The sequence below is a fragment of the Mesorhizobium sp. B2-3-6 genome, assembly GCF_006442305.1.
Classification (GTDB): domain Bacteria; phylum Pseudomonadota; class Alphaproteobacteria; order Rhizobiales; family Rhizobiaceae; genus Mesorhizobium.
In genome coordinates, this window is the sequence record NZ_VFVW01000004.1 from 164,978 (window position 1) to 190,759 (window position 25,782).

Sequence of the window (25,782 nt, forward strand, 5' to 3'; positions counted from 1 at the left end):
ACAGTGACAATACCGTAGGGCACAACACGCTCACCGGCATTATGCTGAAGATCGTCTCGGTGGCGGTCTTCGTCGGCATGTCGACCTGCATCAAGGCGGCGGGCACTGTGCCGGCGGGACAGATCGTCTTCTTCCGCTCCTTCTTCGCTATCTTTCCGATCATTGCCTTTCTGGCTTTCAAGGGAAATCTCGGCACGGCTTTCAGTACAAGCCGTCCGTTCAACCACATCGCGCGCGGCGTCGTCGGCGTCTGCGCCATGGGGCTCGGCTTCTTCGCGCTGACGCGGTTGCCGCTGCCGGAAGCAATCACGCTGAATTACGCCCAGCCACTGTTGGTGGTGGTGTTCAGCTCGATTTTCCTCGGCGAAGCCATTCGTATCTATCGCTGGAGCGCGGTCGCCGTCGGCCTCGTCGGTGTGCTGATCATCTCCTGGCCGGAGCTGACGCTCCTGAGTTCCGGCGAGGCGCTCGATGACCAGGAGGTGCTCGGCGTCATCGCGGCATTGATAGCGGCGGCGATTTCGGCCGTCGCCATGCTGCTCGTGCGCAATCTCGTGCAAAGCGAGCGCACCGCCACGATCGTGCTTTGGTTTTCGGTCACCGCGAGCGTCATGGCGCTGCTGTCGCTGCCGTTTGGGTGGCAGGCGCTGACGCCGGGGCAGGCGGTCCTTCTTGTCGCCGCCGGCTTCTGCGGCGGCCTTGGCCAGATCCTGATGACCTCGGCTTACCGCCATGCCGAGGCATCGGTGGTGGCGCCGTTCGAATACACCTCGATGATCCTCGGCGTCTTGGTCGGCTATCTCGTCTTCGGCGATGTCGCCACGCTGAACACGCTGACCGGCGGTCTGATCGTCGTTGCCGCCGGCATCTTCATCATCTGGCGCGAACGTCAACTCGGCCTGGAACGCACCCGCACGCGCAAGGCCGCCCCGCCGCAGGGGTGATCAGCACCGTTAGGCCCGCTCTTTCGCCAATCTTACCAGCGCCGTCCGCGTCTGCTCGTCGGCCGGAAAGAAGGACTCGATCGCCAGCTCCGACAGCGTCACGTCCAGCGGCGTGCCGAACACGGTGATGGTGCTGATGAACGACAGCACCTGATCCCCATGGGCAAGCCGCAGCGGATGCACGATGCCGCTCGGCTCGACCCGCGACGGCCGCCCACTCTTCAGGCCGGAGGGATAACCGCGCAACTCACGCTCCAGTTCGATCAGCACCGGATCGCCTGACGCGTCGTTCTGGTGCTTCAGGCGTTCCAGCAGGTGCGCCCGCCACTCCGCGAGATTGACGATGCGCGGCGCGACACCTCCAGGGTGCAGGCTGAGCCGCAGCACGTTGACTGGCGGCTTGAGCAGCGAGGGCTCGGAAACGTCGGCCAGGAACGGCCCAATGGCAGTGTTTGCCGAAACGAGGTTCCAGTGCCGGTCCACCGCAAGCGCCGGGAACGGCTCGTGCCCTCGAAGCACCGTCTCGACCGCCGCCATGGCCGGTGCCAGCGAAATGTCGGTCAGCGGCCTTTCGCTGAAGCTCGGCGCAAAGCCCGCCGCCAGCAAGAGCTGGTTGCGCTGGCGAAGCGGGATCGAAAGCTGCTCGGCCAGGTGTAGCACCATGTCGCGCGACGGCGCGGCCCGCCCGCTCTCGACGAAGCTCAGATGCCGCTGCGAGATATCGGCTTCCGTGGCGAGGTCGAGCTGGCTCATCCGGCGTCGCGTGCGCCATTCACGGATGAGGCTGCCGGCGGAGGTTTGAGGAGATATCATGAGGGCATGGTTAGGGCGACGGCAGGCGCATTTCAATTATCCGCGAGGTCATGGAGAGGTGAGCGCTCTTAGCTTCGCCTTCACCTCGAGAAAATCCCGCCAAGCCAGCCTCTTGTGCGCCGGCGTCCTCAATAGATAGGCCGGGTGCAGCGTCGGCATCGCCGGAATAACGACGCCGGACGCTGTCGTGTGGGCGCGCCAGTTGCCGCGCAGCCGCAAGATGCCTTCGCTCGTATTCAGAAGGGTTTTGGCCGAGGGCCCGCCGAGATTGACCAGCACCTTCGGCTTGACCAGTTCGATCTGCCTTTCGATGAACGGCCGGCAGATCTCGGTTTCGTGCGGCGTCGGCGTGCGGTTTCCCGGCGGCCGCCAGGGGATGACATTGGCGATGTAGACGGATGTCCGGTCTAGCCCGATCGCGGCCAACATGCGGTCGAGCAGCCGGCCGGAGCGGCCGACGAAGGGCAGGCCTTCTATATCCTCGTCACGGCCGGGCGCCTCGCCGACCAGCATCACCGATGCATCCGGGTTGCCGTCGGCAAAGACCAGGTTCTTGGCGGTGAACTTCAGGTTGCAGCCGTCAAAAGTCGACATGTGCTGGCGAAGCTCGTCCAGCGTCGAGGCAGCCGAGGCCAATTCACGCGCCAGCGCCGCCTGCGCCTCGTCGGGTACCGCCGAAATGGGCGGGCGCGCCGGCGGAGCGTTAGGCACGGCGCTCGCATCGAGACGCGGTTGGGCGGGCCGCTCCGGTGCCCCGCTATCGCTCGGCGCGGCAGCCGGCATCCGCTCCGCCGGCTTGGGCGCGGCTTCCGCGAAGCGGCTCACCGGCGCGTCCTCCAACGCCTCGTCGACGCCCGCGCTGGCATAGAAGGCGAGCAGCTCGGCGATATCAGGTCGGCTGTTTGGGGAAGCGGCAGTCATGGCGCCACCATCGTTCGACTGGTCGCATATTGCAAGTTGGTGATTGGGGACATTGGCACAACCGGGCAATGACGGCCTGTCTGTGGCAGCGTCATACGCTCACCGCAACCTAACCCGTCGGTATGCGCGGGTCCTGCACCAGATAAAAGGTCCAGCGCGGCGTATAGTCGGTGATCAGGAATTCGAACCTGGCGGTCTTTAGCGGGTCGACCTTGCCGTTCTTGAACAGCAGACGGTCATACGGTTCAAAATCGCGGTCGAAATCGGCAAAATTGCTCGACCAGATATTGTCAGGCGTCTTGTTGCGCTGGTCGAACGAAAGCCCGTCGCCGAAGACGCTCGGCTGATTCAGGACCTCCTGAAGCTCGAACTGGAATTCGATCCAGGCCTGGCCGCTGTTGTTGAGCACGTCCAAGCGCAAATACATGATGCCGTTGGCGAACTCGCCCGCCTTGCCGAACGCCTGGATCGGCTTGGTTGCACGGATGGTCAACGTCACCGGCGTCGCTGAATTCAGCTCTTCGGTGATGACGAGCGGATCGTCCTTGGTGCCGGTGCCGGAAGCGCCGGTGATTTCGAACCCGCCAAGCTCGTCGGAGAAGGAGTAGGCACCGGTGGCCCAGACCTTCACCTCGTCTGCAAAGGCATGGACCGGCGCCAGCAGGGGGAGGGCCGAAAGGAACGCCCGGCAGGCCCTGCCGGGCGTCGATGGGAAGCGCGTTGATGAGAAGCCGGCTGGCCCAGGAATGCGCATGGTGCGAAGTATGGCCGATAAGCAAGCCGTCGAACAATTAAAAACGTACGCGTTGCGGGCAGGCCGGCGCAAAACGGGTGTCCTTCGGCACGATGCGCGACTTTTTGGCCAAATCCGCGTTGTCACAGGCGCGCCGGTTTCCTGTCGCGACTTGATGCGCTATGCAGCGCATGAGCCAGCAAGATACGCGCAATAGCGACAAGCCAGTGCGGAGGGGTTGATGAGCGATATCGAACGCGAAAGCATGGAATTCGACGTGGTGATCGTCGGTGCGGGCCCGGCCGGCCTCGCCGCCGCCATCCGCCTGAAGCAAGTCAATCCCGAGCTTTCCGTGGTCGTGCTGGAAAAGGGCGGTGAGGTTGGCGCCCACATCTTGTCAGGCGCCGTCGTCGATCCAATCGGCATCGACCGGTTGCTGCCGGGCTGGCGCGACGAACAAGACCATCCATTCAAAACGCCGGTCACGGCGGACCATTTCCTGGTGCTTGGCCCCGCCGGCTCTTTCCGCCTGCCCAACATGATGATGCCGCCTCTGATGAACAATCACGGCAACTACATCGTCTCGCTTGGCAATGTCTGCCGCTGGCTGGCCGCCAAGGCCGAGGCGCTCGGCGTGGAAATCTATCCGGGGTTCGCCGCGGCCGGCCTGCTCTATAACGAGGAAGGCGCCGTCACCGGTGTTGTCACCGGCGACATGGGCGTCGAAAAGGATGGCACACACGGCCCGGGTTTCGCGCCGGGCATGGCGCTGATGGGCAAATATGTGCTGATCGGAGAGGGCGCGCGCGGCTCGCTCGCCAAGCAGTTGATCGCCAGGTTCAGGCTTTCCGAGGGCCGCGAGCCGGGCAAATACGGCATCGGCCTCAAGGAACTGTGGCAGGTCAAGCCGGAGAAGCACAGGCCGGGTCTCGTCCAGCACTCCTTCGGCTGGCCGCTCGATCTCAAGACCGGCGGCGGCTCTTTCCTCTATCATCTGGACGACAATCAGGTGGCGGTGGGCTTCGTCGTCCACCTCAATTATAAGAACCCCTGGCTGTCGCCGTTCGAGGAGTTCCAGCGCTTCAAGACCCACCCGGCGATCAGCGGTACTTTCGAGGGCGCCAGGCGGTTGGGCTATGGCGCGCGCGCGATTACCGAAGGCGGTTGGCAGTCGGTGCCGAAACTGTGCTTCCCGGGTGGCGCGTTGATGGGCTGCGCCGCCGGGCTCGTAAACGTCCCGCGCATCAAGGGCTCGCACAATGCCGTGTTGTCGGGAATGCTGGCGGCCGAGCATGTCGCCGAGGCAATCGCCGCCGGCCGCGCCAATGACGAGCTCTCCGCTTACGAAGCCGCGTGGCGGGCGACAGACATCGGCAAGGATCTGAAGAAGGTGCGCAACGTCAAGCCGCTGTGGTCGCGCTTCGGCACCATCGCCGGCGTCGCCATCGGCGGCCTGGACATGTGGCTGAACACTTTGTTCGGCTCCTCGCCCTTCGGCACGCTGAAGCATGGCAAGGCCGACTACGCCACGCTAGAGCCCGCCGCGAAGCACAAGAAAATAGACTATCCCAAGGCCGATGGCGTGCTGACCTTCGACCGCTTGTCCTCGGTGTTCCTGTCCAACACCAACCACGAGGAAAACGAGCCGGTGCATCTGCTGGTGGCGGACATGGAGCTGCAGAAGCGTTCCGAGCATGACGTCTTTGCCGGACCTTCGACGCGCTACTGCCCGGCAGGCGTCTACGAATGGGTCGACAAGGACGGCAATGCCGCTGCCGATCCGGCGGCCAAGGACGTGCGCTTCGTCATCAACGCGCAGAACTGCGTCCACTGCAAGACCTGCGACATCAAGGATCCGAACCAGAATATCGACTGGGTGCCGCCGCAAGGTGGCGAAGGCCCGGTCTATCAGAACATGTGAGCGTGCCCGGCTAAGCCGTCACGAAAACATGCGAGCGGCGGCGGACTTGTCTGTCGCCGTCGACCGCCTGCCTCGATCAAGCCCGTTGAAGCCTTCCGCCGAGTGTGGTCTGCTCGGCTCCGACAAAGGAGGCGGACATGCGCCTGACCAGCCCGACGATGCTCGCCATGGCCTTCATGCTGCTTTGCGCATCAGCCGCGTCGGCGGGCACAAAGCTCACCGTTCACATCCGCACCTATGATGTCGCTGGAAATACCGGAGCCGCCCTTGTCGAGGCAATGGACCGGCTGGGACCCAAGCACGGCTATATGACGCGCGCCATCGCCGAAACCGGTTACGCCGTGCATTGGGATCTCGATATTGTCCGGGAGGATGGAGCCTGCCATCTGCGGCAGGCCAACGGGACGCTCAACCTGACCTACACTTTCCCGCGGCTCTCGTCGGCAAGCGCAGTCCTGCGCGAGCGTTGGGACCGTTTCATGGTCGGCGTTCGCAAGCACGAGCAGACGCATGGCGGTATCGCGAGGCGGATGATGCGGGCCACCGAGACCGCGCTTGCCGGACTGCGGCGCCCGGACAACTGGTTCTGCACCGGCACGCATCTCGAGGCGCGGCGCCGAATCAAGACCATCTATGTCGAATACGAAGCCAGGCAGAACGCTTTCGATGCGCGCGAGCATCGCGGCGGCGGGCCTGTCGAGCACCTTGTCGAAGCGTTGACCAAACCCTGAGAATGCCGAAGCATCAACCGCGCGGATTGTTTTCAAGGTCGCTCGCCGCGAGCGCGCTCTCATGCTCGTCATGGGGCAGCCTGTCGTCGGGGCGAAGCGAGAACTCCACGAGTACGGGAAGATGGTCGGAGCCGGTATCTTCCAGTCGCGTTGACGACAGAATGGTCACGCCGCCCTTGCTGAACGCCTGGTCGATCGGGAGGCCTGCATAGCGGCGCAGGAAGTCGGGCAGCTTCCGGTGAATCCAGGTCGACCCGGCCGACGGCATGACCGTCAGTCCGCCGAGAGCGGCGACGCGCCGCACCGCGGCGCTCCATGGCACCGCGTTGCAATCGCCGGCCATGATGGCGGTTTGGCCGAGCGATGAAAGCTGCTCCGAGAGTTCGCCGATCTGCCAATACTGTTCCCGCGGCCACGGCCAGCTGAGATGGATGGCGGCGACGTCGGCGCTCCTGCCGCCGAAATCGATGGTCGCAACGGCCATTGCGCCCCGGCGCTCGCAATGTGGCGCGGTGCCGGCGAGAAAGGGCCGCCGCGAGAGCAGCGCGACGCCGAATACGCCGTTGGGATAGGGACAGAGGATCCGGTATGGATAGGCGCTGGCGATGTAGCCAAGCTCCGTCGCCCACATCGTCGACACCTCGTCCAGGGTGATGACGTCGGGATTGGTCCGGCCGATCAGTGACAGCACTTTTTTCGGCGTCGGGTTGTCGTAGCGCAGATTCATCTGCAGCAGGCTGTAGACTACCTGGTCGGTGGGTTTGGCGACCGCCTGAACCGGCCACGGCCGGGGCAAGGCGGTCGAAGCGGTGGCAAGAGCGGCCACGGCAAAAACCAGGGCCGCGGCCGCTTGCAGGCGAAACGATGTCGCCAGCAGCGGCAGCGCGCAAAGCGCCATCAGCACGGCGAGGTGAATGCGGAAATGCGAAAAGGAATCGAGCGCCGGGTGCAACGCGCCTAAGAAGCCGGCCACCAGCGCGACCGAGAGCGTCATCATCACGATGAATACCAGTGAAGCCGCCATGTCTCGACTGCGTTTCATCGGATCAGATCTGCATGAGTTGCCTGCGATGGTCCCCGCCCGGTTATCGGCAAAAATGCGGCTCAATCAAGATAGCGAATTGCCGGCAAGATGGCGAATCGCCGGCAAGACGGCGAATGGCTCTGGCGGCGCGCAGATCGGCTACTGGAAGGCCGTTTCCGAAAAACTTCTGAGCTTGCGCGAATGCAGCCGCTCCATCGGCATTTCCGAAAGCTTTTCCATCGCCCTGATGCCGATGGTGAGGTGCTGCGCCACCTGCCGCTTGTAGAATTCGGTCGCCATGCCGGGCAGCTTCAGTTCGCCATGCAGCGGCTTGTCGGAGACACACAAGAGCGTGCCGTAAGGCACGCGGAAGCGGAAGCCATTGGCCGCGATCGTTGCCGATTCCATGTCAAGTGCGATCGCCCTCGACTGCGAAAGCCGCTGCACCGGTCCGCGCTGGTCGCGCAGTTCCCAGTTGCGGTTGTCAATGGTGGCTACAGTGCCGGTGCGCATGATGCGCTTGAGATCGTACCCGGACAGGCCGGTCACTTCGGCCACCGCTTCCTGCAATGCCACCTGGATTTCGGCCAGCGGCGGGATCGGCACCCAGACTGGCAGGTCGTCGTCCAGCACGTGATCCTCGCGCACATAGGCATGCGCCAGCACATAATCGCCCAGCGCCTGCGTATTACGCAGGCCCGCGCAATGGCCGAGCATCACCCAGGCATGCGGCCTCAGCACAGCGATATGATCGGTGATCGTCTTGGCGTTGGAGGGTCCGACACCGATATTGACCATGGTGATGCCGCCATGGTTCGGCTTCTTCAAGTGGTAGGCCGGCATCTGCGGCAGGCGCTGCGGCGCCACCCCTTCGCTCGGGGCGCTCTGCCCGGCTTTGGTGACCACGTTGCCCGGTTCGATGAATTCGGCATATCCGCCGCCGCCATTCTCCATCAGGTCACGGGCGCGTGCCACGAACTCGTCGATATAGAACTGATAGTTGGTGAACAGCACGAAATTCTGGAAATGCTGCGGCGTGGTCGCGGTATAGTGCGACAGGCGGTGGAGCGAATAGTCGATCCGCTGCGCGGTGAAGGGCGCCAGCGGCCTTGGTTCTCCGAACGCCACTTCGAACGTGCCGTTGGCGATCTGGTCATCTGTACCGTCGAGATCTGGCACGTCGAACAGGTCTCGGATAGGCCGCTGGATACGCTCGGCCGCGGTTCCGTCGACATGGGTGCCTTCGAGAAAGGCGAAATGCAGCGGGATCGGCGTTGTCGATTCCGAGACCGTGACCGCGACCCCGTGGTTGCGCATGATCAGACGCAATTGCTCGACCAGATAGCTTTCGAACAGGCTCGGCTGGGTGATGGTGGTGGAAAAATGCCCCGGCGTCGGCATGTGGCCATAGGCTTGGCGTGAATCGATCTGGGTGAACGAGTTCGTCGTGACGCCGATCTCCGGGTAGAAGGCGCGGTAGCGCTTGCTGCTGTCCCCGCCGGCGGCAAGCGCCGCGAAGGAGTCGCGCAGGAACTTGGTGTTGCGGTCATAAAGGGCTTGCAGCGCCGCGACCGCCTTTTCGGCGGTGTCGAAGCTTTGCCGGCCAAAAGGCTCGGGCATGACGACAGATTCGATGGCTTGGGGGTAGATTCGCTTTTCCATGGCTCAATATAGAGATTTGGATAGGCGGTTGGGAGGGGTGTCCCGATCGAAGGCGCAATTTATCCGCGCTGCAGGCTGACCAGCAGCACGAAACCGACGCCGGATTTCTTCAGTGCTGGCGCGTCGATCGTGGACCCGGCATCGGTACGCATCATCGGCACGGCCAGGACCGGTGCGGCAAGAAACGCCAGGATGAGCGCCGCCCGCGGCAGAAGCCGAACGGTTTTGAAGAGATTGGCGGCGATGCGGTTCATGGTCTTTGCTTTTCTTTCGAGGTCTTGTGGTTGGTCAGGTCTTTGGTTTCTGTCTCAGGGGCGAAGGGTGGTCGGGCAGGCGAGGCGGCAGGTTCTGGAACTGGCCTCGTCCCAGGAACGGGCCGAACGGCCCGCTTCGGCGACGAGGATGGCGAAGAACATTCCAAACAGGCTCACCAGCAGGCAGACGATGGTGAAGCGGCGGGCGAGCATTGGTCGTGTCTCCTTCAACACGCAGGAGAATGCCCGGGCACGACTGAACCGGCTCTGATGCCGGCGTTCATCTGCCGTTCAAATTGGTTGATGGGTTTTGAGGCGGCGCTGGCCATAAGGAGCATGGCCGCCGGCACAGCACGCCAGGATCATGAAACGAAAACGGGGCCTGCCGGCCCCGTTTTCATGTCGCAAGGATGGGGTCGATCAGAGCTTGTGCCAGGTCTGGCTCTTGCAGATCAGCCCGCCGAGCACGCAGCCGCTCATTTTCAGCGAGGTGCCCGACAGTGTCGCCTTGCCGGAGTAGGTCTTGTCGTTTGCCGGGTCGGTTATGTTGCCGGTGTATTTGTTGTCGCCGGACGCCTTGAGCGAACCGATGGTCTTGCCGGCATATTTGCCAGACTTCAGCGTGATGGAAAATGAACCCGAGCCCCCGATGGCCGCGGTATCGCCGGCCTGCGTCTTCCAGTTTCCCTCGATCGGATCGGCCCAGGCCAGACCGGTCAGGATCAAAGTGGCCGCCAGGGCCAGGCTTGCTTTTCGAAACATCTTTCCTCCCTTGGATACCGGCAGGAGGCTACGCCTCGCCGGTCTGCCGCTTACGCAAACGTAAGCTAATCCAGCTCCCTGCAAAACAAAAGCGGTGCCGCAGCGGAAGCTTTGGCAATTCAGATGCGCCGACGGAAGCAATGTCGGCAGGGAAATGAATGCATGCATGCGCGGCGTTTGTTTCGCGTGGTTAGCAGAGTGTTGATTCCGCCCGCGAAAATTGTCGTCAAATTTGGCGCTATCCGGCTGAATCGCTGGCTTTGTATCCTTAACGAATTTCCACGTTTACCTATTGTTTTAGCTTTGTTTTCCTCAAATTAAGCACGCCATTTAACGACGGATTCAAGCCTGAGCGGCATTCTCGAAAGCATCGAAAGAGCAGCCCGGGCAGACAAACGGAGGCAGCTCTCGGGAGCCAGACAGGGCCGGAAGAGAGGATTGAAAAATGGCACGTTTTGAAATGCTTGAAGCAGGCTTCGGCGCCATGGGGGCAACTGCCCAGGCCGACATTCTTTTCGAACTGGGGATGATGTATGCGACGGGCCGCGATTGCGAGACCGATGTCGTCGCCGCCCACAAATGGTTCAACATCGCCGCGATCAAGGGTTCGGCCCGCGCTGCGGAATTGCGTTCGGAACTGTCGGCTGCGATGTCGAAGGTCGAGATCGCCAAGGCGCTGCGCGAAGCCCGCGAATGGATGACGATGCACTGAATTTAGAGATAAGGCAGGGCGGCCTTCTGGTCCGCCAGGCAAGGACAAGGCCGCGGTAAGACGGCCACGTGACAAAACCAAGAACGCGGCACGCCCGACAGGGCCAGCGGCGCGGCGGCCATGATCCGGTTTCGGAAAGATCAGGGCCAGCAGGAAGACAGGGAAGGCGAGTTGGGTTCGAGTGCGGGGGCGCTTGAGAAACAGCTCGACAGGCAAAGCCGCGACCGGCCGGAACAAGGCCGGCGCGGCTTTTGCCTTTTTGCTCCAGAGATGCTCCGCAGGCCTAATCGAGCGCCGCCAATGCGCCTAGACAGGCCACACGAAGGATGAAATTGTCCGGCCTCTCTGGAAGAAGCGTGGCCGGGGCGGCCGCGCGTGAGTGGAGGAGTCATACCGCAATGAAAAAATTAAGTATTTTGAACGCGGCCATTTTCGGCCTGATGATGAGCGCGCCGGTCGCCTATGCCGACGACATCACCTTTTCGGTGGTCGGTCCGATGACCGGACAGCTCGCCACCATTGGCGATCAGTTCAAGCAGGGCGCGCAGGCTGCCGCCGACGCGATCAATGCTGCCGGCGGTGTCGACGGTCGCCAGATCAAGCTCGATATCGAGGATGACCAGTGCGACCCGAAGCAGGCGGTTTCGGTCGCCAACCGTATCGTCGCCAATGGCGTCAAGTTCATCGACGGCCACGCTTGCTCGGGTTCGAGCATTCCGGCTTCCGCCGTCTATGCCGAAGCCGGTGCCCTGATGATGAGCCCGGCCTCCTCGAACCCGGTGCTGACCGACGCCGCAGCGAAGGCCGGCTGGCCGACGATCATGCGCCTCTATACGCGTGACGATGCGCAGGGTGCCTTCATTGGCCCCTGGATCGCGAAGAAGTATGCCGGCAAGAACGTCGTCATCCTGCATGACAAGAGTGCCTACGGTCAGGGCGTTGCCGATGCGGTCAAGGCCACGATGAATGCCGGCGGCCTGAAGGAAGTGGACTATGAAGGCATCAATGCCGGCGAAAAGGACTATTCGGCGCTCGTCACCAAGCTCAAGGACCTCAAGGCCGACGTTGTCTATTTCGGCGGTTACCACCCGGAGGCTGGCCTGATCCTGCGCCAGTCGGCGGAACAGGGCATCAAGTTCCAGCTGATCATGCCGGATTCGATAGCCTCGCCGGAATTCTGGCAGGTTGCCGGCCCGGCCGGCGAAGGGACCATGTTCGTCTTCCCGTCGGATCCTCAGGCAAAGCCGGAAGCCAAGGCAGCCGTCGAGAAGATCAAAGCCGGCGGTTTCGTGCCGGAAGGCTTCACGCTATTCTCCTACGCCACGATCCAGGCCTTTGCGGAAGGCATCAAGCGTGCCGGCAGCGATGATCCGGCCAAGGTCGCCGAGGCGCTGAAGAACGGGCAGCCAATCAGCACGGTTGTCGGCAATGTCACCTTCGACGAGAAGGGCGACCTCAAGAACGCCAGCTACGACATCAACCAGTGGCACGACGGCAAGTATGCGCCGATCCAGCCGTAATCGCTGCCTATATCGATGAAATGGCCGGGCTCGTCCCGGCCATTTCATTTCTGCCTGTGTGTCTTGCCATGGACATATAACGGCGGTCGACATTCTACGGCGCCTCTCTCTGTCCGGCAGGACAGGGACGCTTGGCGTCCGGCAGCGAGGCTGTCAGCCTTGCATATCCTCGAACCGCACCAGCACAGTGCCGTCGGTAACCTGCGCGCCCTCGGTGGCGATCTCGGCGATCACGCCATCATGGGGCGCGGCGATGGTGTGCTCCATCTTCATCGCCTCGAGAATAAGCAGCGGTTGCCCCTTCATCACCGTATCGCCCTTTGTCGCCCGCACAAGCTTGACCAGTCCCGGCATTGGCGCGCGCAAACTGCCTGACGCCGCCGCCGCATCATCGCCTCTGGCCAACGGGTCCGGCACCGCGAACGTATAGCCGGCCGCGCCTTCGAATATCGTGATGTGGCCTGGCCAGCGGGCGAGGCGAGGAACGGCGCGAAGGTCATGCGAATTGGCGCTGTCATAGGGTGCATGGAGCGTCACCTGGGAACGCCGGTCTGGTCGTACCGAAACCCTCGCCAGAATATCGTCCTCGCCAAACTTCAGCCGGATCTGTCGCGCCATGCCATGGAAATGCGTGTAGCCGGCAAGCGACGACCATGGATCATCCGATGCCGGCAGCGCGCCCGCCCCGGAGGCCGCTATGGCCGCGGCCGCGACCGTTTCGCCGCTCGGCGGCGCAATCTCGGTCAGCGCCTGCTGGTGGCGGCCTATCAGGCCGGTATCGACATCGCCCGCCGAAAAGTCCGGATCGGTCACCAGCGCGGCGAGGAAGGCGGTATTGACGATCGAACCGGCGACTTCGGTTCGCGCAAGCGCCGCGCCGAGTGCCTCCAGCGCAGCCAGCCTGTCCCCGCCATGCACCACCAGCTTGGCGATCATCGGATCATAATAGGGAGAAATGGCGTCGCCGGCCCGCACCCCGGTTTCGACACGCATGGCGGCCCCTTGGGGAACCGTGTCGGGAAATTTCAGATGATGCAGCGTGCCGGTCGCAGGCAGAAACTCCCTTGCGGCATCCTCGGCATAGAGGCGCGCCTCGAAGGCGTGGCCGGCTAGCTTTATCTCGCCTTGCGTTTTCGGCAGCTTCTCGCCTGATGCCACGCGCAACTGCCACTCGACCAGATCGGTGCCGGTGACCATCTCGGTGACGGGATGCTCGACCTGCAGCCTCGTGTTCATCTCCATGAACCAGAAGCGGTCAGGCTTCAGGCCTTGCGAGGCATCGACGATGAATTCGATAGTGCCGGCGCCGCAGTAGCTGATCGCCTTGGTGGCCTTCACCGCCGCCTCGGTCATCGCCTTGCGCAACGCCTCGGTCATGCCGGGGGCGGGGGCTTCCTCGATAACCTTCTGATGGCGTCGCTGCGCCGAGCAGTCGCGTTCGAACAGATGGACGGCATTGCCGAAATTGTCGCCGAAAACCTGCACCTCGATGTGGCGCGGTTTGTCGATATATTTTTCCACCAGTACACGGTCGTCGCCAAAAGCGGATTTCGCCTCGCGTCGTGCGCTCGACAGCGCTTCGGAGAACTCATCGGGGTGCTCGACCCGGCGCATTCCCTTGCCGCCGCCGCCGGCCCGCGCCTTGATCAGCACGGGGTAGCCGATTTCGCGTGCCTTGGAGGCCAGGATCACGATCTCCTGCGCCTCGCCATGGTAGCCCGGCACGACGGGCACGCCGGCCTTTTCCATCAGCCGTTTGGCGGCATCCTTCAGCCCCATGGCGCGGATAGAGGCCGCCGACGGGCCGATGAAGGTGAGCCCCGCGGCCGCCACCTGGTCGACGAAATCAGGATTTTCCGACAGGAAGCCATAGCCGGGATGAACGGCTTGCGAGCCTGTCGCCAAGGCGGCCGCGACGATCTTGTCGCCGCGCAGATAGCTGTCGCTGACAGGCGAGGCACCGATATGTACCGCCTCGTCGGCCATCTCGACATGCAGGGATTTCGCATCGGCATCGGAATAGACGGCAACCGTGCGCACCCCCATCCTGCGCGCCGTGCGGATCACCCGGCATGCGATCTCGCCTCGGTTGGCGATCAGGATCTTTGTGAACATGAAACCTCCGTAGACTGCGTTCGCCTGGAGGAAGCAACGGCCTCACGGTATAGTTCGGCCATTTGTTCGTCGAAGCAGCAGAAGATGACGGTCTGCGGCGTCGTATTTCCGCTCAAGAAGCTATTTACGGCGCCGACTGCAATTGCTGCCGCCTCATCCCTCGGATAGCGGTAGATGCCCGTCGAGATCGCCGGAAAGGCGACCGAGCGGCATTCCTTCTCGGCGGCGATTTCGAGCGAACGCCGATAGCAGGAGGCGAGCAACTCCGCCTCGCCCTTGCCGCCGCCCTGCCAGACTGGACCGACCGTATGGATGACGTAGCGGGCCGGCAGCCGATAGCCCTTGGTCAACTTTGCATCGCCGGTCTTGCAGCCGTTGAGCGTGCGGCATTCGGCGAGGAGTTCCGGCCCCGCCGCCCGGTGAATGGCGCCGTCGACCCCGCCGCCGCCGAGCAGCGAGGAATTGGCCGCGTTGACAATGGCGTCGACATCCAACTTGGTGATGTCGCCGACGTTAATGCGGATCCTGTCCTGCACCTCGCCCATTTCACATCCTGAACACGCCGAAGCGCGTTTCCTCGATCTCCGCGTTGAGCGCGGCCGAGAGGCTGAGCGCCAGCACCTCGCGCGTCTTGGCCGGATCGATGATGCCGTCGTCCCATAGCCTTGCGGAGGAATAGAGCGGGTGGCCTTCATGCTCGTATTTCATCAGGATCGGCTTCCTGAACTTCGCTTCTTCCTCAGCGCTCCATTCGCCGCCCTTGCGCTCGATACCCTCGCGCTTGACCATGGCCAGCACCGTCGCCGCCTGCTCGCCGCCCATCACCGAAATGCGGGCGTTCGGCCACATCCACAGGAAGCGGGGCGAGTAGGCGCGCCCGCACATGCCGTAGTTGCCGGCGCCGAACGAGCCGCCGATGATCACGGTGACCTTGGGCACGCGGGCGGTGGCGACTGCCATCACCAGCTTGGCGCCGTCCTTGGCGATGCCGCCTGCCTCATATTTGCGCCCCACCATGAAGCCGGTGATGTTCTGCAGGAACACCAGTGGAATCTTGCGTTGGCAGCACAGTTCGATGAAATGCGCGCCCTTCAGCGCGCTTTCGGAAAACAGCACGCCATTGTTGGCGATGATGCCGACCGGCATGCCGTGGAGATGGGCAAAGCCGGTGACGAGCGTGGTGCCGTAATTCTGCTTGAACTCATCGAACTCCGAACCGTCGACGAGGCGCGCGATCACCTCGCGCACGTCATAGGGCTGGCGCAGATCCGTCGGCACGATGCCGTAGATCTCATCTGCCGGATGAAGCGGCGGAATCGGTTTCTGGACGGCAAGGCTTACGGTCTTGTTCCGATTGAGGTTCTTGATGATGCGCCGGCAGATGGCCAGCGCATGCTCGTCGTCGAGCGCGTAGTGGTCGGCGACGCCGGAGAGCCGTGTATGGACGTCGGCGCCGCCGAGATCCTCGGCGCTGACGTCCTCGCCGGTGGCGGCCTTCACCAGCGGGGGACCGCCGAGGAAGATGGTCGCCTGGTTGCGCACCATGATCGTCTCGTCCGACATTGCCGGCACATAGGCGCCGCCCGCCGTGCACGAACCCATGACGCAGGCGATCTGCGGGATGCCTGAGGCGGACATGTTGGCCTGGTTGTAGAATATGCGCCCGAAATGCTCGCGGTCGGGAAACACCTCGTCCTGGTTGGGCAGGTTGGCGCCGCCGCTGTCGACCAGGTAGACGCAAGGCAGATTGTTCTGCAGCGCGATCTCCTGCGCGCGCAGATGCTTCTTCACCGTCAGCGGGTAATAGGTGCCGCCCTTCACCGTGGCGTCATTGACGACGACCATCACTTCCGTGCCTTCGACGCGCCCGATACCGGCGATGATGCCGGCGGAGGGAATGTCCTCGCCATACATCGACCATGCGGCGAACTGGCCGATCTCGAGAAAGGGCGACCCGGTGTCGAGCAATTGCGCCAGCCGCTCGCGCGGCAGCAGCTTGCCGCGCTCGACGTGTCGCTCGCGCGCCTCTTCCGAGCCACCGCGCTCGACGCTCGCGGCCTTTTCGGCGATATCGCCGACCAGCGCCCGCATGCGTTCGGCATTGGTGTGGAAGGTATCGGAGGAAGGGGAGATCTGGGTCCGGAGGACGGCCATGCTATACCCCCTCCGCCATGATCTCGCGGCCGATCAGCCATCGCCGGATTTCGCTGGTGCCGGCACCGATTTCGTAGAGCTTGGCGTCGCGTAGCAGCCGGCCGGTCGGATAGTCGTTGATGTATCCGTTGCCACCCAGAAGCTGGAGTGCGTCAAGCGTCATCTGCGTTGCTTTTTCGGCGGCAAACAGAATGCAGCCTGCGGCGTCCTTGCGGGTGGTCTGGCCGCGGTCGCAGGCGGCGGCGACCGCGTAGACATAGGCGCGCGCGGCGTTCATCGTCGTGTACATGTCGGCGAGCTTGCCTTGCACCAACTGGAATTCCCCGATCGCCTGGCCGAACTGCTTGCGCTCATGCACATAGGGCACTGCGACGTCGAGACACGCGGCCATCAGGCCGATCGGGCCACCGGCCAGCACCGTGCGCTCATAGTCGAGACCAGACATCAGCACCTCGACGCCACACCCTTCCTCGTGCAGCACGTTGTCGAACGGCACCTCCACATTATCGAAAACCAGTTCGCCGGTGTTGGAGCCGCGCATGCCGAGCTTGTCGAGCTTTTGCGCGACCGAAAATCCGGCAAAGGCCTTTTCGACGATGAAGGCGGTGATACCGCGGGCATGGCGCTCCGGATCGGTCTTGGCATAGACCACCAGCGTCTCGGCGTCCGGGCCGTTGGTGATCCACATCTTGGTGCCGTTGAGCACGTACCGGTCGTTGCGCTTTTCGGCGCGCAGCCTGAGCGAGACGACGTCGGAGCCGGCGCCGGGCTCCGACATGGCCAGCGCGCCGACGCGCTCGCCCGAGCAAAGCGGCGGCAGGAATTTCTCCTTCTGCGCCGGCGTTGCCCAGCGGTTGATCTGGTTGACGCAGAGATTGGAGTGGGCGCCGTAGGACAGGCCGACCGAGGCCGAGGCCCTTGATATCTCCTCAACGGCGATCACGTGCGCGAGATAGCCCATGCCACTGCCGCCGAACTCCGGATCGGCGGTGATGCCGAGGAGGCCGAGATTGCCGAGTTCCGCCCACAGATGCGCCGGGAATTCGTTCGAGCGGTCGATTTCCGCCGCGATCGGCGCGATCCTGTCCTGGGCGAAGCGCCGCACCAGCTCGCGCAATGCCTCGACATCCTCGTCATGCCCGAAGCTGAGCGTGTTCGTGTACATCCGGTTCCTCCTGCCGCATGACCCCCGAAAATCGACTTGGATTTTCGGAAAAGATCATGCGCGAAACTAAAATCCCACGGCGTCGTTTGCGCGTCCAAACGGATGTGCGGCGCTGTAGGTGTCGATCGTTGCGCCGACGAGCCGCATCGTCATCGAAAGATATGTCGCTGTGACTTCTGCGATCGACAGCCGCTCGCCCGGCCGGAACCAGACGATGACACCGGTCATCATCTGGATCAGCGCCATGGCGGTGAGGCCGGTGTCTTCGACGACGAACACGCCTGCCTCGGCGCCGTCACGCAGAATGGCGCGCAGTTCCTTCTCATAGGCCGTGCGCATCCGCAGTATCTGGGTCAGTCTTTCGGGCGACAGGCTGCGCAGCTCCATGTTCGAAACATGCGTCGCATGGCGGCGGGCGATGTGGAAGGCGATGTGGTTCTCGACATAGGCCGAAAGCCGGCTTGCCGGATCGGCATCGGCGGGCCGTGCGGCGTTCCAGGCTGCGATCAGCTCTTCCATATGCTCGCGCATCAGCGTGAACAGCAAATCCTCCTTGGTCGGGAAATAGCGATAAAGCGCGGCTGCCTGCACGCCTACTTCGGATGCCAGCTGGCGCATCGACATCGCCTCATAGCCGAGCCGCGCGATCAGGTTGACCGCCGCCTCGCGGGCTGCCGCCTCGGTCTTTCCGCCATCGGATCCTGTCGTGCGCGCCAAAAGAGCCTCCCTTGTTGCGAATTAATAAAACGAACGTTCAATTAATTCAAGAGGTATGCCGAAGCCGCATCAGGCATCGATCCGGAAGCCGGTAACAGGATTGCTGGATACCGCATCCTCGACGTCAACCCCGGAAACGGACGCTCCCGGCGGTCCTTTCCAAAGCCGGCCGATCATGGTCGAGACGGCTTCGCCTGTGCCGGCAATCTCAGCGGTCACCGAGCCATCCGCTTCATTGCGCACCCAGCCAGCAAGCCCAAGGCTGGCGGCCTGGCTTCGGACCCAGATCCTGTAGCCGACGCCTTGCACCTTGCCGTGGGCCCGCACACGCACTGCCTTGCGATCGTCAGCCATTGCGTCTCTCCCGAGGCTCGTCTGCTGGAATCTGGCGCAGGCGACGGGGAATGCAACAGGCCGGTCGAACGAGGATGGAGGGGGCCCGAGTCGAACTCGAATTTAATTGACTCAGTCCACTAAATTTCTCACACTGCGACAATCATAAATCCAGGGCTGAACGCAGATGCTGGACCAACGCAGTGCTTTGGTGGCCGATATCAGGCACTTCAACCGTTTCTACACCCGCACTGTCGGCCTTCTCGACGAGACCTTGACGCAGAGCCCGTTCACGCTCACCGAGGCGCGCGTCCTGTTCGAGCTTGGTTATCGGGATCGCCCGGCGGCGGCGGAAATCGCCGGCGAGCGAGGCTTCCTTTCGGAGACATTCGACATCGATGTCGGCCCGGCCGCCTCCGACATCGCCAGGCAACTGCGTCTCGACGCGGCCTATCTGACGCGGATCCTGCGAAAATTCGCCGGCGAAGGCCTGACCGAAACCCGGAACGATCCGGTCGACCGGCGAAGGCGTATTCTGTCGCTGACGGCAAGGGGACGGGCCGCCCTTGCCGGTTTGCAGGCTGCGGCGGACCGCGACACTTCCCGGCTTATCGAGAACCTGCCCGACCACAGCTTGGCCGAACTCGGCGACGCCTTGCGCAAGGCAGCGGAGCTGCTGGGCGATCCGGCGGCTGAAGGCCAGGCGGCGCCCCCCGTCGTGACGTTGCGTCCGCATCGCGTCGGCGACATTGGCTGGGTGGTTCAGCGTCAGGCCCAGCTCTATGCCGAGGAATATGGCTGGAGCATCGAGTTCGAAGCCTTGGTTGCCGAAATCGGAGCCGACTTCATCCGCAATTTCAAGCCAGGGCGCGATTTCTGCTGGATCGCCGAACGCGCCGGCCTCCCGCTTGGCGCGGTGTTTCTGGTTCACCAGGACGACGAGGTCGCGAAACTGCGGCTGCTGCATGTCGAGGCTGCGGCGCGCGGGTTGGGCATCGGCAAGCGCCTGGTTGCGGAATGCGTGAACCAGGCGCGCGCCTGCGGCTACATCAAGCTCGTTCTGTGGACGAATGACATTCTGGTCGCCGCCCGCGCGATTTATGAGCGCGCCGGGTTCAGACTGGTCTCACAGGAGCGCCATCACAGTTTCGGCAAGGAACTCACCGGCCAGAACTGGGAGCTCGATCTCTAACGGGCCGGCAAGTGTCGCCGCTATGGCAACGCTCGTTCAGTTTCCACGGGCGGCGGCCAGTGCGCCGGGCAGTTCCTCAGCAAAAATGTCGAGCTCGTGGTCCAGTCCGACGCTGACGCGGATGCAACGATCGAGCCCCGGCGCCATCGGCTTGCGGATGAAGACGTCGCGCGACAACAAGCCTTGCAGGATCTTCAGCGCGAAAGCACCGTCGCGGCCGCAATCGATGGTGACGAAATTGGTCGCCGACGGCAGCGGCGTCAGCCCGTTCTGTTCGGCTATCTGCGCGATGCGCCGGCGCCCTGCCGCCACCCGCGCCACCACTGAATCCAGATAATCCTGGTCGGCGAGCGCCTCGACGCCCGCCACCTGCGCCATGCGGCTGACGCCGTAGTGGTTGCGGATCTTCTCGAAATCGCTGATCACCTGGGCCTCGGCGACCGCATAGCCGCAGCGTATGCCGGCAAGCCCGTAAGCTTTCGAAAAGGTGCGCATGCGGATGACGTTCGGCCGCGAGACGTCGATGGGCGGCAGTGCGGAGGCCGGCCCCAATTCTCCATAGGCTTCATCGAGCACGAGCATGGTGGTTTCCGGCAGCGCTTCGATGAAGCGCGTCAGCTCGGCCGCTTCCCACCAGCTCCCCATGGGGTTGTCCGGATTGGACAGATAGACCAGCGGCGCTTTCTCTCTGGCGGCCGCAGCCAGCAGCCCTTCCAAATCCTCGTGGTCGTTCGCATAGGGCACGGTGACAAGCCGTCCGCCGACACCGGCAATGTGGAAGTTGAAGGTGGGATAGGCGCCGAGCGAGGTGACCACCGCATCGCCAGGCGCCACATACATGCGCGCCACCAGACCAAGCAGGCCATCGATGCCTTCGCCGACCACGACGTTCTCGACCTTCAGATTATGATGCGCGGCCGCGGCCACCTTCAGGTCGTGATTGTCCGGATCGCAATACATCCACATGTCGCGCGCGATCTCGGCCATCCGGGCGATGACGCGCGGCGAGGGTCCGAAGCTGCTCTCATTGGCGCCGATGCGGGCGCGGAATGCACGCCCGCGCTCGCGCTCCTGCGCTTCGGGGCCGACAAACGGCACGGTCGACGGAAGCGCTGCAACGAGCGGCATAAGGGGAGGGCGCAGACGCATGGCAAAAGCTCGCGTGAGGGAAGGGGCTTCTTGCTAGCGCGGTCAGTAGGCGGGTGCAAGTTGCGCGAGCCCGCATCCGCGATGCTGGATTTTTCATTCTTTAGCGAGGCGCAATGAACAATCGTTTGCCGCTCGATCATAACCCCAATGAAAAACCCGGCGGTTGCCCGCCGGGTTTCGATATTCGAAGCGATAGCTGTTAGAACGAGCGCTGGAAGCGGAGCATGCCGCCGACGCTGTTCTTCTTATCGGCAGGTGTAAACGACGGGTTGACGAAGCCAGCATCGTCAAACCGGCCGGCATGGAGGTAGTCGACTTCGGCCGTGACGGTGAAGCCGGGAACGACGTCATAAGCAACGTTCGCCGCAACGCCGACGTTCTTCCAGTCGTCAGCAGACACTTGAAGGTTGAACGAGGTCTTCTCGTTGAACTTGTAGGTGCCGCCGCCCCAGACTGCCCAGTTGCCGCCCCACGCCTTGTAGAAGCCGCGGCCATGGGCTTCGACAAAATTGCCGGCGTCGTCGTTGAGGTTGTCATCGGTGCCGTAGCCGCCCATGATGAACAGCGACAGTGCGTCGCTGACATTGACGTCCAAGCGAACCTTGCCGGCAACTTCTTCGTAATTGCTGTCATAAGCGACGACGCCGGTGATGGCGCCCCAGCCCTGCGTGTACTTCACGCCGCCGACGACATGCGGAACATAGCTGTCGATCGTGTCGGTACCGGTGCCTTCTTCGAGCGAGACCACGGCCGAGAAGCCGTTGCCGGCATCGAAGTAGTACTGGACGACGTTGGTGTCGAAGTCACCATAAGGAACCAGCGTATCCTGGATCACGTTGCCGGCGTAGCCGACGAACGTATCGAAGGCCGATTCGTCCTTACCGACGCGCAGGCCACCGAGCTGGATCCAGGCGAAGTTCAGCGAGACGTCTCGGTTGTGGGCGGCGTTGATCGGCTCGTCGAAGGCATTGTCGTCGCCGAAGTTGAAGCGGGTCTCGGTGTAGGTCTTCAACGTGCCGAGTTCGGTTTCCTGGCCGGTCCAGGTCTTCAGCGTGAAGCGCGTGTTCTTGTAGTAGGTGTTGTGGTCGTCACCGTCCTGGTGATCCGCAGCCTTCGCACCATCGAACGAGCCGGTGTCGCCCACGCCGATGTCGTAACGGACATAGCCGCCGACGCGCAGGCAGGTCTCGGTGCCGGGGATGTAGAAGTAGCCAGCGCCGTAGACGTCGCAAATCTTGACGTATTCAGCGGGCTCCGGCTCGGCGACGACGACGGCGTCGGCGGCGCGCGCACCGGAAACTGCGATCAGGGCCGCAGCGGAGCCGAGAAGAAGGCTCTTGATGTTCATTTTCTGACCTCCAGTCAGAATCGAACGAAACAACCGTTTTGGTGGTGCGTGTTTTTGCAGCAAACAATTGGTATTGCTGCGTTTTTCCGGGAATCCCTGGGTTTTTTCACAAGGAAGGGGCATTCACCACAGACGTTTGCTGGCGAAGGCGTGCCCGGAACCGGATTTGAGATAACGCTCAATGAAGTCGCCTTGGCTTGATTCGAGAACGCCACATAGGTGACGATCTGCCATGGCAGGAACTTGGATGTGTGACTGGATTTTCCGTCATTGTGCTCGGCAAGCCGTCGCTTCAAGTCGGACGTGATGCCGACATAACGCTCACCGTCGGCAGTCTTGCTTTCCAGCAGGTATACATACCACACGACCGGCCCTCCTTTGCCAAGGCTTCGGAGGGCATCCTGCTTCGCGCTGAGGGTATTGCCAATCCTGCTTTTGCAAGCTTGCGGCCCTCCTTCGCCGAGGCTTCGGAGGGCATCCTGCTTCGCGCTGAGGTCTGGTCTGGGCTTGTCCTGCGAAGCTCGAAGAGCGAAGCAGGATGGCGGAGAGGATGGGATTCGAACCCACGAGAAGCTTTTGACCTCTACTCCCTTAGCAGGGGAGCGCCTTCGACCACTCGGCCACCTCTCCGTTGCGCCGCTGGATAAAGAAAAGCGCCGGCACAATCAACAAGCCCCAGCCAATATCTCGGAAAAAGAAGCCATTATACGGAAAAATAAGAACGCACCGGCCTGCGGCCTTCCGCGATGCGGCGGTTCTGCGGCGATTCCCTGGCTGGCGGCTCAAGGCCTCGCCATGATTCCGTCAGCCGATCGCCGGATTCGCCCGTAAACAAGGGGCTGGGGCGGGCCGAAGGTTAATGAGAGCTTTCTGAGTGAGGCCAAATCGTGTCATTTGTGCAACAACGCTGGGGGATAGCAGCCGCACAGCCCTTTCGCCGGTACGATCGTGGTTGAACCCCGTCTGCTCATGGGTAATGTCGATTTCGAAGGAGCGGCGCGGTGCGCATCTTTTTCGGTAGTGGGGATGGGGCAGGGAACGCTGTCCTTCAGCAAAGAATACCCAGACCCGTTTTTTAACTTTTGACTGGAGGTCAGAAAATGAACATCAAGAGCCTTCTTCTCGGCTCCGCTGCGGCCCTGATCGCAGTTTCCGGTGCGCGCGCCGCCGACGCCGTCGTCGTCGCCGAGCCGGAGCCCGCTGAATACGTCAAGATTTGCGACGTCTACGGCGCTGGCTACTTCTACATCCCCGGCACCGAGACCTGCCTGCGCATCGGCGGCTACATCCGTTATGACATCGGCGGCGGCGACGTCGGCACGTTCAACGGTTCGAAGACTGCGGACCACCAGGACGGCTCGGTAAATGATGCCTGGCACAAAAATGCCCGCTTCACGCTGAAGACCTGGACCGGCCAGGAAACCGAGCTCGGCACCTTGAAGACCTACACCGAGACCCGCTTCAACTTCGGCAACGACAACGCAATCGAGCCGTTCAACACCGCCCATAACAAGGACGTCTCGCTGAACTTCGCCTGGATCCAGCTCGGTGGTCTCCGCGTTGGTAAGGACGAATCGGCCTTCGATACGTTCGTCGGCTACGCCGGCAACGTGATCCAGGATACGCTGGTTCCTTACGGCGATTTCGACACCAACGTCGTCCAGTACTACTTCGACGCCGGCAACGGCTTCTCGGCCGTGGTCTCGCTCGAAGAAGGCGCGGGCGTTGTCGGCACGATCGACAGCTACGTTCCGCATGTCGTCGGCGGTCTGAAGTGGACGCAGGGCTGGGGCGCCATCAGCGGTGTCGTCGCTTATGACAGCAACTACGAAGAAGTTGCCGGCAAGGTTCGCTTGGACGTGAACGTCAACGACGCACTGTCGCTGTGGGTCATGGGCGGTTACGGCACCGATGACAACCTCAACGACGACGCCGGCAATTTTGTCGACGCCCATGGTCGCGGTTTCTACAAGCAGTGGGGCGGCAACTGGGCTGTCTGGGGCGGCGGTACCTACAAGTTCAACGAGAAGACCTCGTTCAACGCGCAGGTGTCGTATGACGATTGGAAGAACCTGGGCATCGCGGCGAACATCGCCTACGACGTCGTCCCGGGCTTCACGGTCACGGCCGAAGTCGACTACCTCAATGCAGGCAGGTTCGACGACGCCGACTTCTCCAACTGGACCGGCGCCGACAAGAAGAGCAGCATCGGCGGTATCCTCCGCTTCCAGCGCTCGTTCTAAGGGCTGGTTCCATACAGGTGAAATCCAGCCCGGGCGCATCAACGCCCGGGCTGTTTTTGTTTCGTGACTGGATCAAGGCAAACAGAAGGAACAGGGGGTAACGGTAGCTGAATAGAGTCCGTGGGATGGTTTCGTGGGATCCGCTGATGGCGGATGAAATCACAACTGCGTGATTCAAATCTCTTGAAAGGACGCTCCCAAGCGGATAGGGCTGAATCTATCCCACTCGGGGGTGTGGCAAATGATGACGACCGAAGCGATTCAAGAGGGCGAGCCCTCCGATCATTTTTCGATGTTTTCTTCTCAGAATTCAAAGTTTAACTACACCTACAATAAGATACGAGAAGTAAAGTCGCATAGGGTTGGAGATCTTTTTTCAGCATATCGAGATATATTGTGGGATGATGGGCGACATAAATACAATGTCAGCTCGTTCATCGGCGAGATAGACGAGATTCTGCTCGGGGAGCGTTTCAGCGCCTTTGACCAGAGTACCCTGGACAACCTTATCGGCACCTTGCGCCAGCGCGGCAACAGCAACGCAACCATCAATCGGAAGATGGCTGCCCTCAGCAAACTGCTGCGCAAGGCCTACAAGATGGGAGATATCCACAGCCTGCCCGAGTTCCGCCGCCAGAAGGAGCGGTCGGGACGGATTCGTTTCCTTGAAAGGGACGAAGAGGCTAGGCTGTTTGCTGCCATCAGGAGCCGCAGCGAGGATGCCTACCGGCTTTCCGTCTTCCTGGTCGACACTGGCTGCCGCCTTGGCGAGGCGCTCGGGCTGATCTGGAACGACATCCAGGAGCATCGCGTCTCCTTCTGGATCACCAAGTCCGGCCGCAGCCGCACCATTCCAATGACCGAGCGTGTCAAGGAAGTGATCAAGCTGCCTCCCGGCGAAGGCCGTCGGCCGAAAGGCCCGTTCACCACATTCAGCCAGGCTCAATACCGCGCCATCTGGAACGATGCGAAGGCCGAAGTCGGTCTGGCCGCCGACGATCAGGTAGTGCCGCACATTCTGCGCCATACCTGCGCCTCGCGTCTTGTTCAGGGCGGTATCGACATCAGGCGCGTGCAGATGTGGCTCGGCCACCAGACCCTGTCGATGACGATGCGCTATGCGCATCTGGCCACCAATGACCTCGACGGCTGCGTCACCGTGCTGGAAGTACCCCGGTCTGGCGGCGCCGACAGCGTGAAGGCAGCGCCCGAACCGTCCCCGCGCGCTGCCGCGCGCGGTGCGTCAGACGAACCGCCTGCCGTAAAGACTCCGGCTAAGGCAATGAAGAAGGCCTCAAAGTCCCGATAAGTTCACGCCTTGAAGAGGGTGTGGACAACCAATCCCGTGGATCCCCCCGATCCGCGGGTT

25 protein-coding genes and 1 tRNA gene are annotated in these 25,782 nt (G+C 62.5%); 8 read left to right on the forward strand and 18 right to left on the reverse strand.

Features of this window, described 5'->3' with window-relative positions; translation table 11 throughout:
* The first annotated feature begins 41 nt into the window (after positions 1–41).
* Complete coding sequence (locus FJ953_RS13295; RefSeq protein WP_246674823.1) at positions 42–944, forward strand: DMT family transporter; 903 nt, start codon at positions 42–44, stop codon at positions 942–944.
* Between the two features lie 9 nt (positions 945–953).
* Here FJ953_RS13295 and FJ953_RS13300 read toward each other — a convergent pair whose 3' ends face one another.
* The 3 genes from FJ953_RS13300 to FJ953_RS13310 form a co-directional block, all read right to left on the reverse strand.
* Positions 954–1,757 carry a helix-turn-helix transcriptional regulator gene (locus tag FJ953_RS13300; protein ID WP_140624515.1) on the reverse strand — a complete coding sequence of 268 codons (804 nt, stop codon included), beginning with the start codon at positions 1,755–1,757 and terminating at the stop codon, positions 954–956.
* Between the two features lie 48 nt (positions 1,758–1,805).
* Positions 1,806–2,678, reverse strand: coding sequence for a uracil-DNA glycosylase (locus FJ953_RS13305; protein ID WP_140624516.1), 873 nt, complete (start codon positions 2,676–2,678; stop codon positions 1,806–1,808).
* Positions 2,679–2,787: 109 nt separating this feature from the next.
* Positions 2,788–3,432 carry a hypothetical protein gene (locus FJ953_RS13310; protein ID WP_140517982.1) on the reverse strand — a complete coding sequence of 215 codons (645 nt, stop codon included), beginning with the start codon at positions 3,430–3,432 and terminating at the stop codon, positions 2,788–2,790.
* Positions 3,433–3,652: 220 nt separating this feature from the next.
* Between FJ953_RS13310 and FJ953_RS13315 the strand changes: the two genes are divergently transcribed.
* Positions 3,653–5,332 (forward strand): electron transfer flavoprotein-ubiquinone oxidoreductase, encoded by a 1,680-nt coding sequence (locus FJ953_RS13315; protein WP_140520707.1) that lies wholly within the window; start codon positions 3,653–3,655, stop codon positions 5,330–5,332.
* A 137-nt stretch (positions 5,333–5,469) separates the two neighbouring features.
* Positions 5,470–6,063 (forward strand): DUF922 domain-containing protein, encoded by a 594-nt coding sequence (locus FJ953_RS13320; RefSeq protein ID WP_140520706.1) that lies wholly within the window; start codon positions 5,470–5,472, stop codon positions 6,061–6,063.
* A gap of 13 nt (positions 6,064–6,076) precedes the next feature.
* On the opposite strand, the gene FJ953_RS13325 is transcribed toward FJ953_RS13320, so the two are convergent.
* The 5 genes from FJ953_RS13325 to FJ953_RS13340 form a co-directional block, all read right to left on the reverse strand.
* Positions 6,077–7,105, reverse strand: a complete 1,029-nt coding sequence (locus FJ953_RS13325) for an endonuclease/exonuclease/phosphatase family protein (RefSeq protein ID WP_140520705.1) — start codon at positions 7,103–7,105, stop codon at positions 6,077–6,079.
* Between the two features lie 141 nt (positions 7,106–7,246).
* The gene (locus FJ953_RS13330) at positions 7,247–8,707 is read right to left on the reverse strand and encodes an AMP nucleosidase (RefSeq protein WP_224617604.1); all 1,461 of its coding nucleotides are present in this window, start codon (positions 8,705–8,707) and stop codon (positions 7,247–7,249) included.
* A gap of 101 nt (positions 8,708–8,808) precedes the next feature.
* Complete coding sequence (locus FJ953_RS13335; protein ID WP_140517987.1) at positions 8,809–9,003, reverse strand: hypothetical protein; 195 nt, start codon at positions 9,001–9,003, stop codon at positions 8,809–8,811.
* A gap of 54 nt (positions 9,004–9,057) precedes the next feature.
* Positions 9,058–9,216, reverse strand: a complete 159-nt coding sequence (locus tag FJ953_RS30445; protein WP_181165140.1) for a hypothetical protein — start codon at positions 9,214–9,216, stop codon at positions 9,058–9,060.
* 207 nt (positions 9,217–9,423) lie between these two features.
* On the reverse strand, positions 9,424–9,765 hold the full coding sequence (locus FJ953_RS13340; protein ID WP_140494647.1) for a DUF2147 domain-containing protein: 342 nt from the start codon (positions 9,763–9,765) through the stop codon (positions 9,424–9,426).
* A gap of 445 nt (positions 9,766–10,210) precedes the next feature.
* Between FJ953_RS13340 and FJ953_RS13345 the strand changes: the two genes are divergently transcribed.
* A complete protein-coding gene (locus FJ953_RS13345) occupies positions 10,211–10,477 on the forward strand; it encodes a sel1 repeat family protein (protein ID WP_010915070.1) in 267 nt (88 codons plus the stop codon).
* Between the two features lie 398 nt (positions 10,478–10,875).
* On the forward strand, positions 10,876–11,997 hold the full coding sequence (locus tag FJ953_RS13350; RefSeq protein ID WP_140494645.1) for a branched-chain amino acid ABC transporter substrate-binding protein: 1,122 nt from the start codon (positions 10,876–10,878) through the stop codon (positions 11,995–11,997).
* 153 nt (positions 11,998–12,150) lie between these two features.
* Here FJ953_RS13350 and FJ953_RS13355 read toward each other — a convergent pair whose 3' ends face one another.
* From FJ953_RS13355 to FJ953_RS13380, 6 genes are all read right to left on the reverse strand, one after another.
* On the reverse strand, positions 12,151–14,112 hold the full coding sequence (locus tag FJ953_RS13355; protein WP_140624517.1) for an acetyl/propionyl/methylcrotonyl-CoA carboxylase subunit alpha: 1,962 nt from the start codon (positions 14,110–14,112) through the stop codon (positions 12,151–12,153).
* Positions 14,094–14,657 carry an O-acetyl-ADP-ribose deacetylase gene (locus tag FJ953_RS13360; RefSeq protein ID WP_140517990.1) on the reverse strand — a complete coding sequence of 188 codons (564 nt, stop codon included), beginning with the start codon at positions 14,655–14,657 and terminating at the stop codon, positions 14,094–14,096. The genes FJ953_RS13355 and FJ953_RS13360 overlap by 19 nt, the downstream gene beginning before the upstream one ends.
* 1 nt (position 14,658) lies before the next feature.
* Entirely contained in the window at positions 14,659–16,266 is a 1,608-nt protein-coding gene (locus FJ953_RS13365; protein WP_140624518.1) for a carboxyl transferase domain-containing protein, read from the reverse strand.
* A gap of 1 nt (position 16,267) precedes the next feature.
* Positions 16,268–17,431 (reverse strand): isovaleryl-CoA dehydrogenase, encoded by a 1,164-nt coding sequence (locus FJ953_RS13370; protein ID WP_140555818.1) that lies wholly within the window; start codon positions 17,429–17,431, stop codon positions 16,268–16,270.
* Between the two features lie 66 nt (positions 17,432–17,497).
* A complete protein-coding gene (locus tag FJ953_RS13375) occupies positions 17,498–18,148 on the reverse strand; it encodes a TetR/AcrR family transcriptional regulator (RefSeq protein ID WP_140567723.1) in 651 nt (216 codons plus the stop codon).
* A gap of 69 nt (positions 18,149–18,217) precedes the next feature.
* Positions 18,218–18,502 (reverse strand): acylphosphatase, encoded by a 285-nt coding sequence (locus FJ953_RS13380; RefSeq protein WP_140494632.1) that lies wholly within the window; start codon positions 18,500–18,502, stop codon positions 18,218–18,220.
* A 166-nt stretch (positions 18,503–18,668) separates the two neighbouring features.
* On the opposite strand from FJ953_RS13380, the gene FJ953_RS13385 reads away from it, so the two are divergent.
* The gene (locus FJ953_RS13385; RefSeq protein ID WP_140624519.1) at positions 18,669–19,673 is read left to right on the forward strand and encodes a bifunctional helix-turn-helix transcriptional regulator/GNAT family N-acetyltransferase; all 1,005 of its coding nucleotides are present in this window, start codon (positions 18,669–18,671) and stop codon (positions 19,671–19,673) included.
* Positions 19,674–19,709: 36 nt separating this feature from the next.
* On the opposite strand, the gene FJ953_RS13390 is transcribed toward FJ953_RS13385, so the two are convergent.
* The 4 genes from FJ953_RS13390 to FJ953_RS13405 all read right to left on the reverse strand — a co-directional run bounded on the left by FJ953_RS13390 (position 19,710) and on the right by FJ953_RS13405 (position 22,800).
* Positions 19,710–20,822: a pyridoxal phosphate-dependent aminotransferase gene (locus tag FJ953_RS13390; RefSeq protein ID WP_140567731.1), complete on the reverse strand. Its 1,113-nt coding sequence runs from the start codon at positions 20,820–20,822 to the stop codon at positions 19,710–19,712.
* Positions 20,823–21,021: 199 nt separating this feature from the next.
* Positions 21,022–22,170 carry a porin gene (locus FJ953_RS13395; protein WP_140520696.1) on the reverse strand — a complete coding sequence of 383 codons (1,149 nt, stop codon included), beginning with the start codon at positions 22,168–22,170 and terminating at the stop codon, positions 21,022–21,024.
* A 14-nt stretch (positions 22,171–22,184) separates the two neighbouring features.
* A complete protein-coding gene (locus tag FJ953_RS13400; protein ID WP_348640071.1) occupies positions 22,185–22,535 on the reverse strand; it encodes a GIY-YIG nuclease family protein in 351 nt (116 codons plus the stop codon).
* 174 nt (positions 22,536–22,709) lie between these two features.
* Positions 22,710–22,800: transfer RNA gene (locus FJ953_RS13405), tRNA-Ser, on the reverse strand.
* A gap of 470 nt (positions 22,801–23,270) precedes the next feature.
* Between FJ953_RS13405 and FJ953_RS13410 the strand changes: the two genes are divergently transcribed.
* Together FJ953_RS13410 and FJ953_RS13415 are read left to right on the forward strand one after the other, a co-directional pair.
* A complete protein-coding gene (locus tag FJ953_RS13410) occupies positions 23,271–24,413 on the forward strand; it encodes a porin (protein ID WP_140494624.1) in 1,143 nt (380 codons plus the stop codon).
* Between the two features lie 241 nt (positions 24,414–24,654).
* Positions 24,655–25,722, forward strand: coding sequence for a site-specific integrase (locus FJ953_RS13415; RefSeq protein ID WP_246674802.1), 1,068 nt, complete (start codon positions 24,655–24,657; stop codon positions 25,720–25,722).
* The last annotated feature ends 60 nt before the right edge of the window (positions 25,723–25,782 follow it).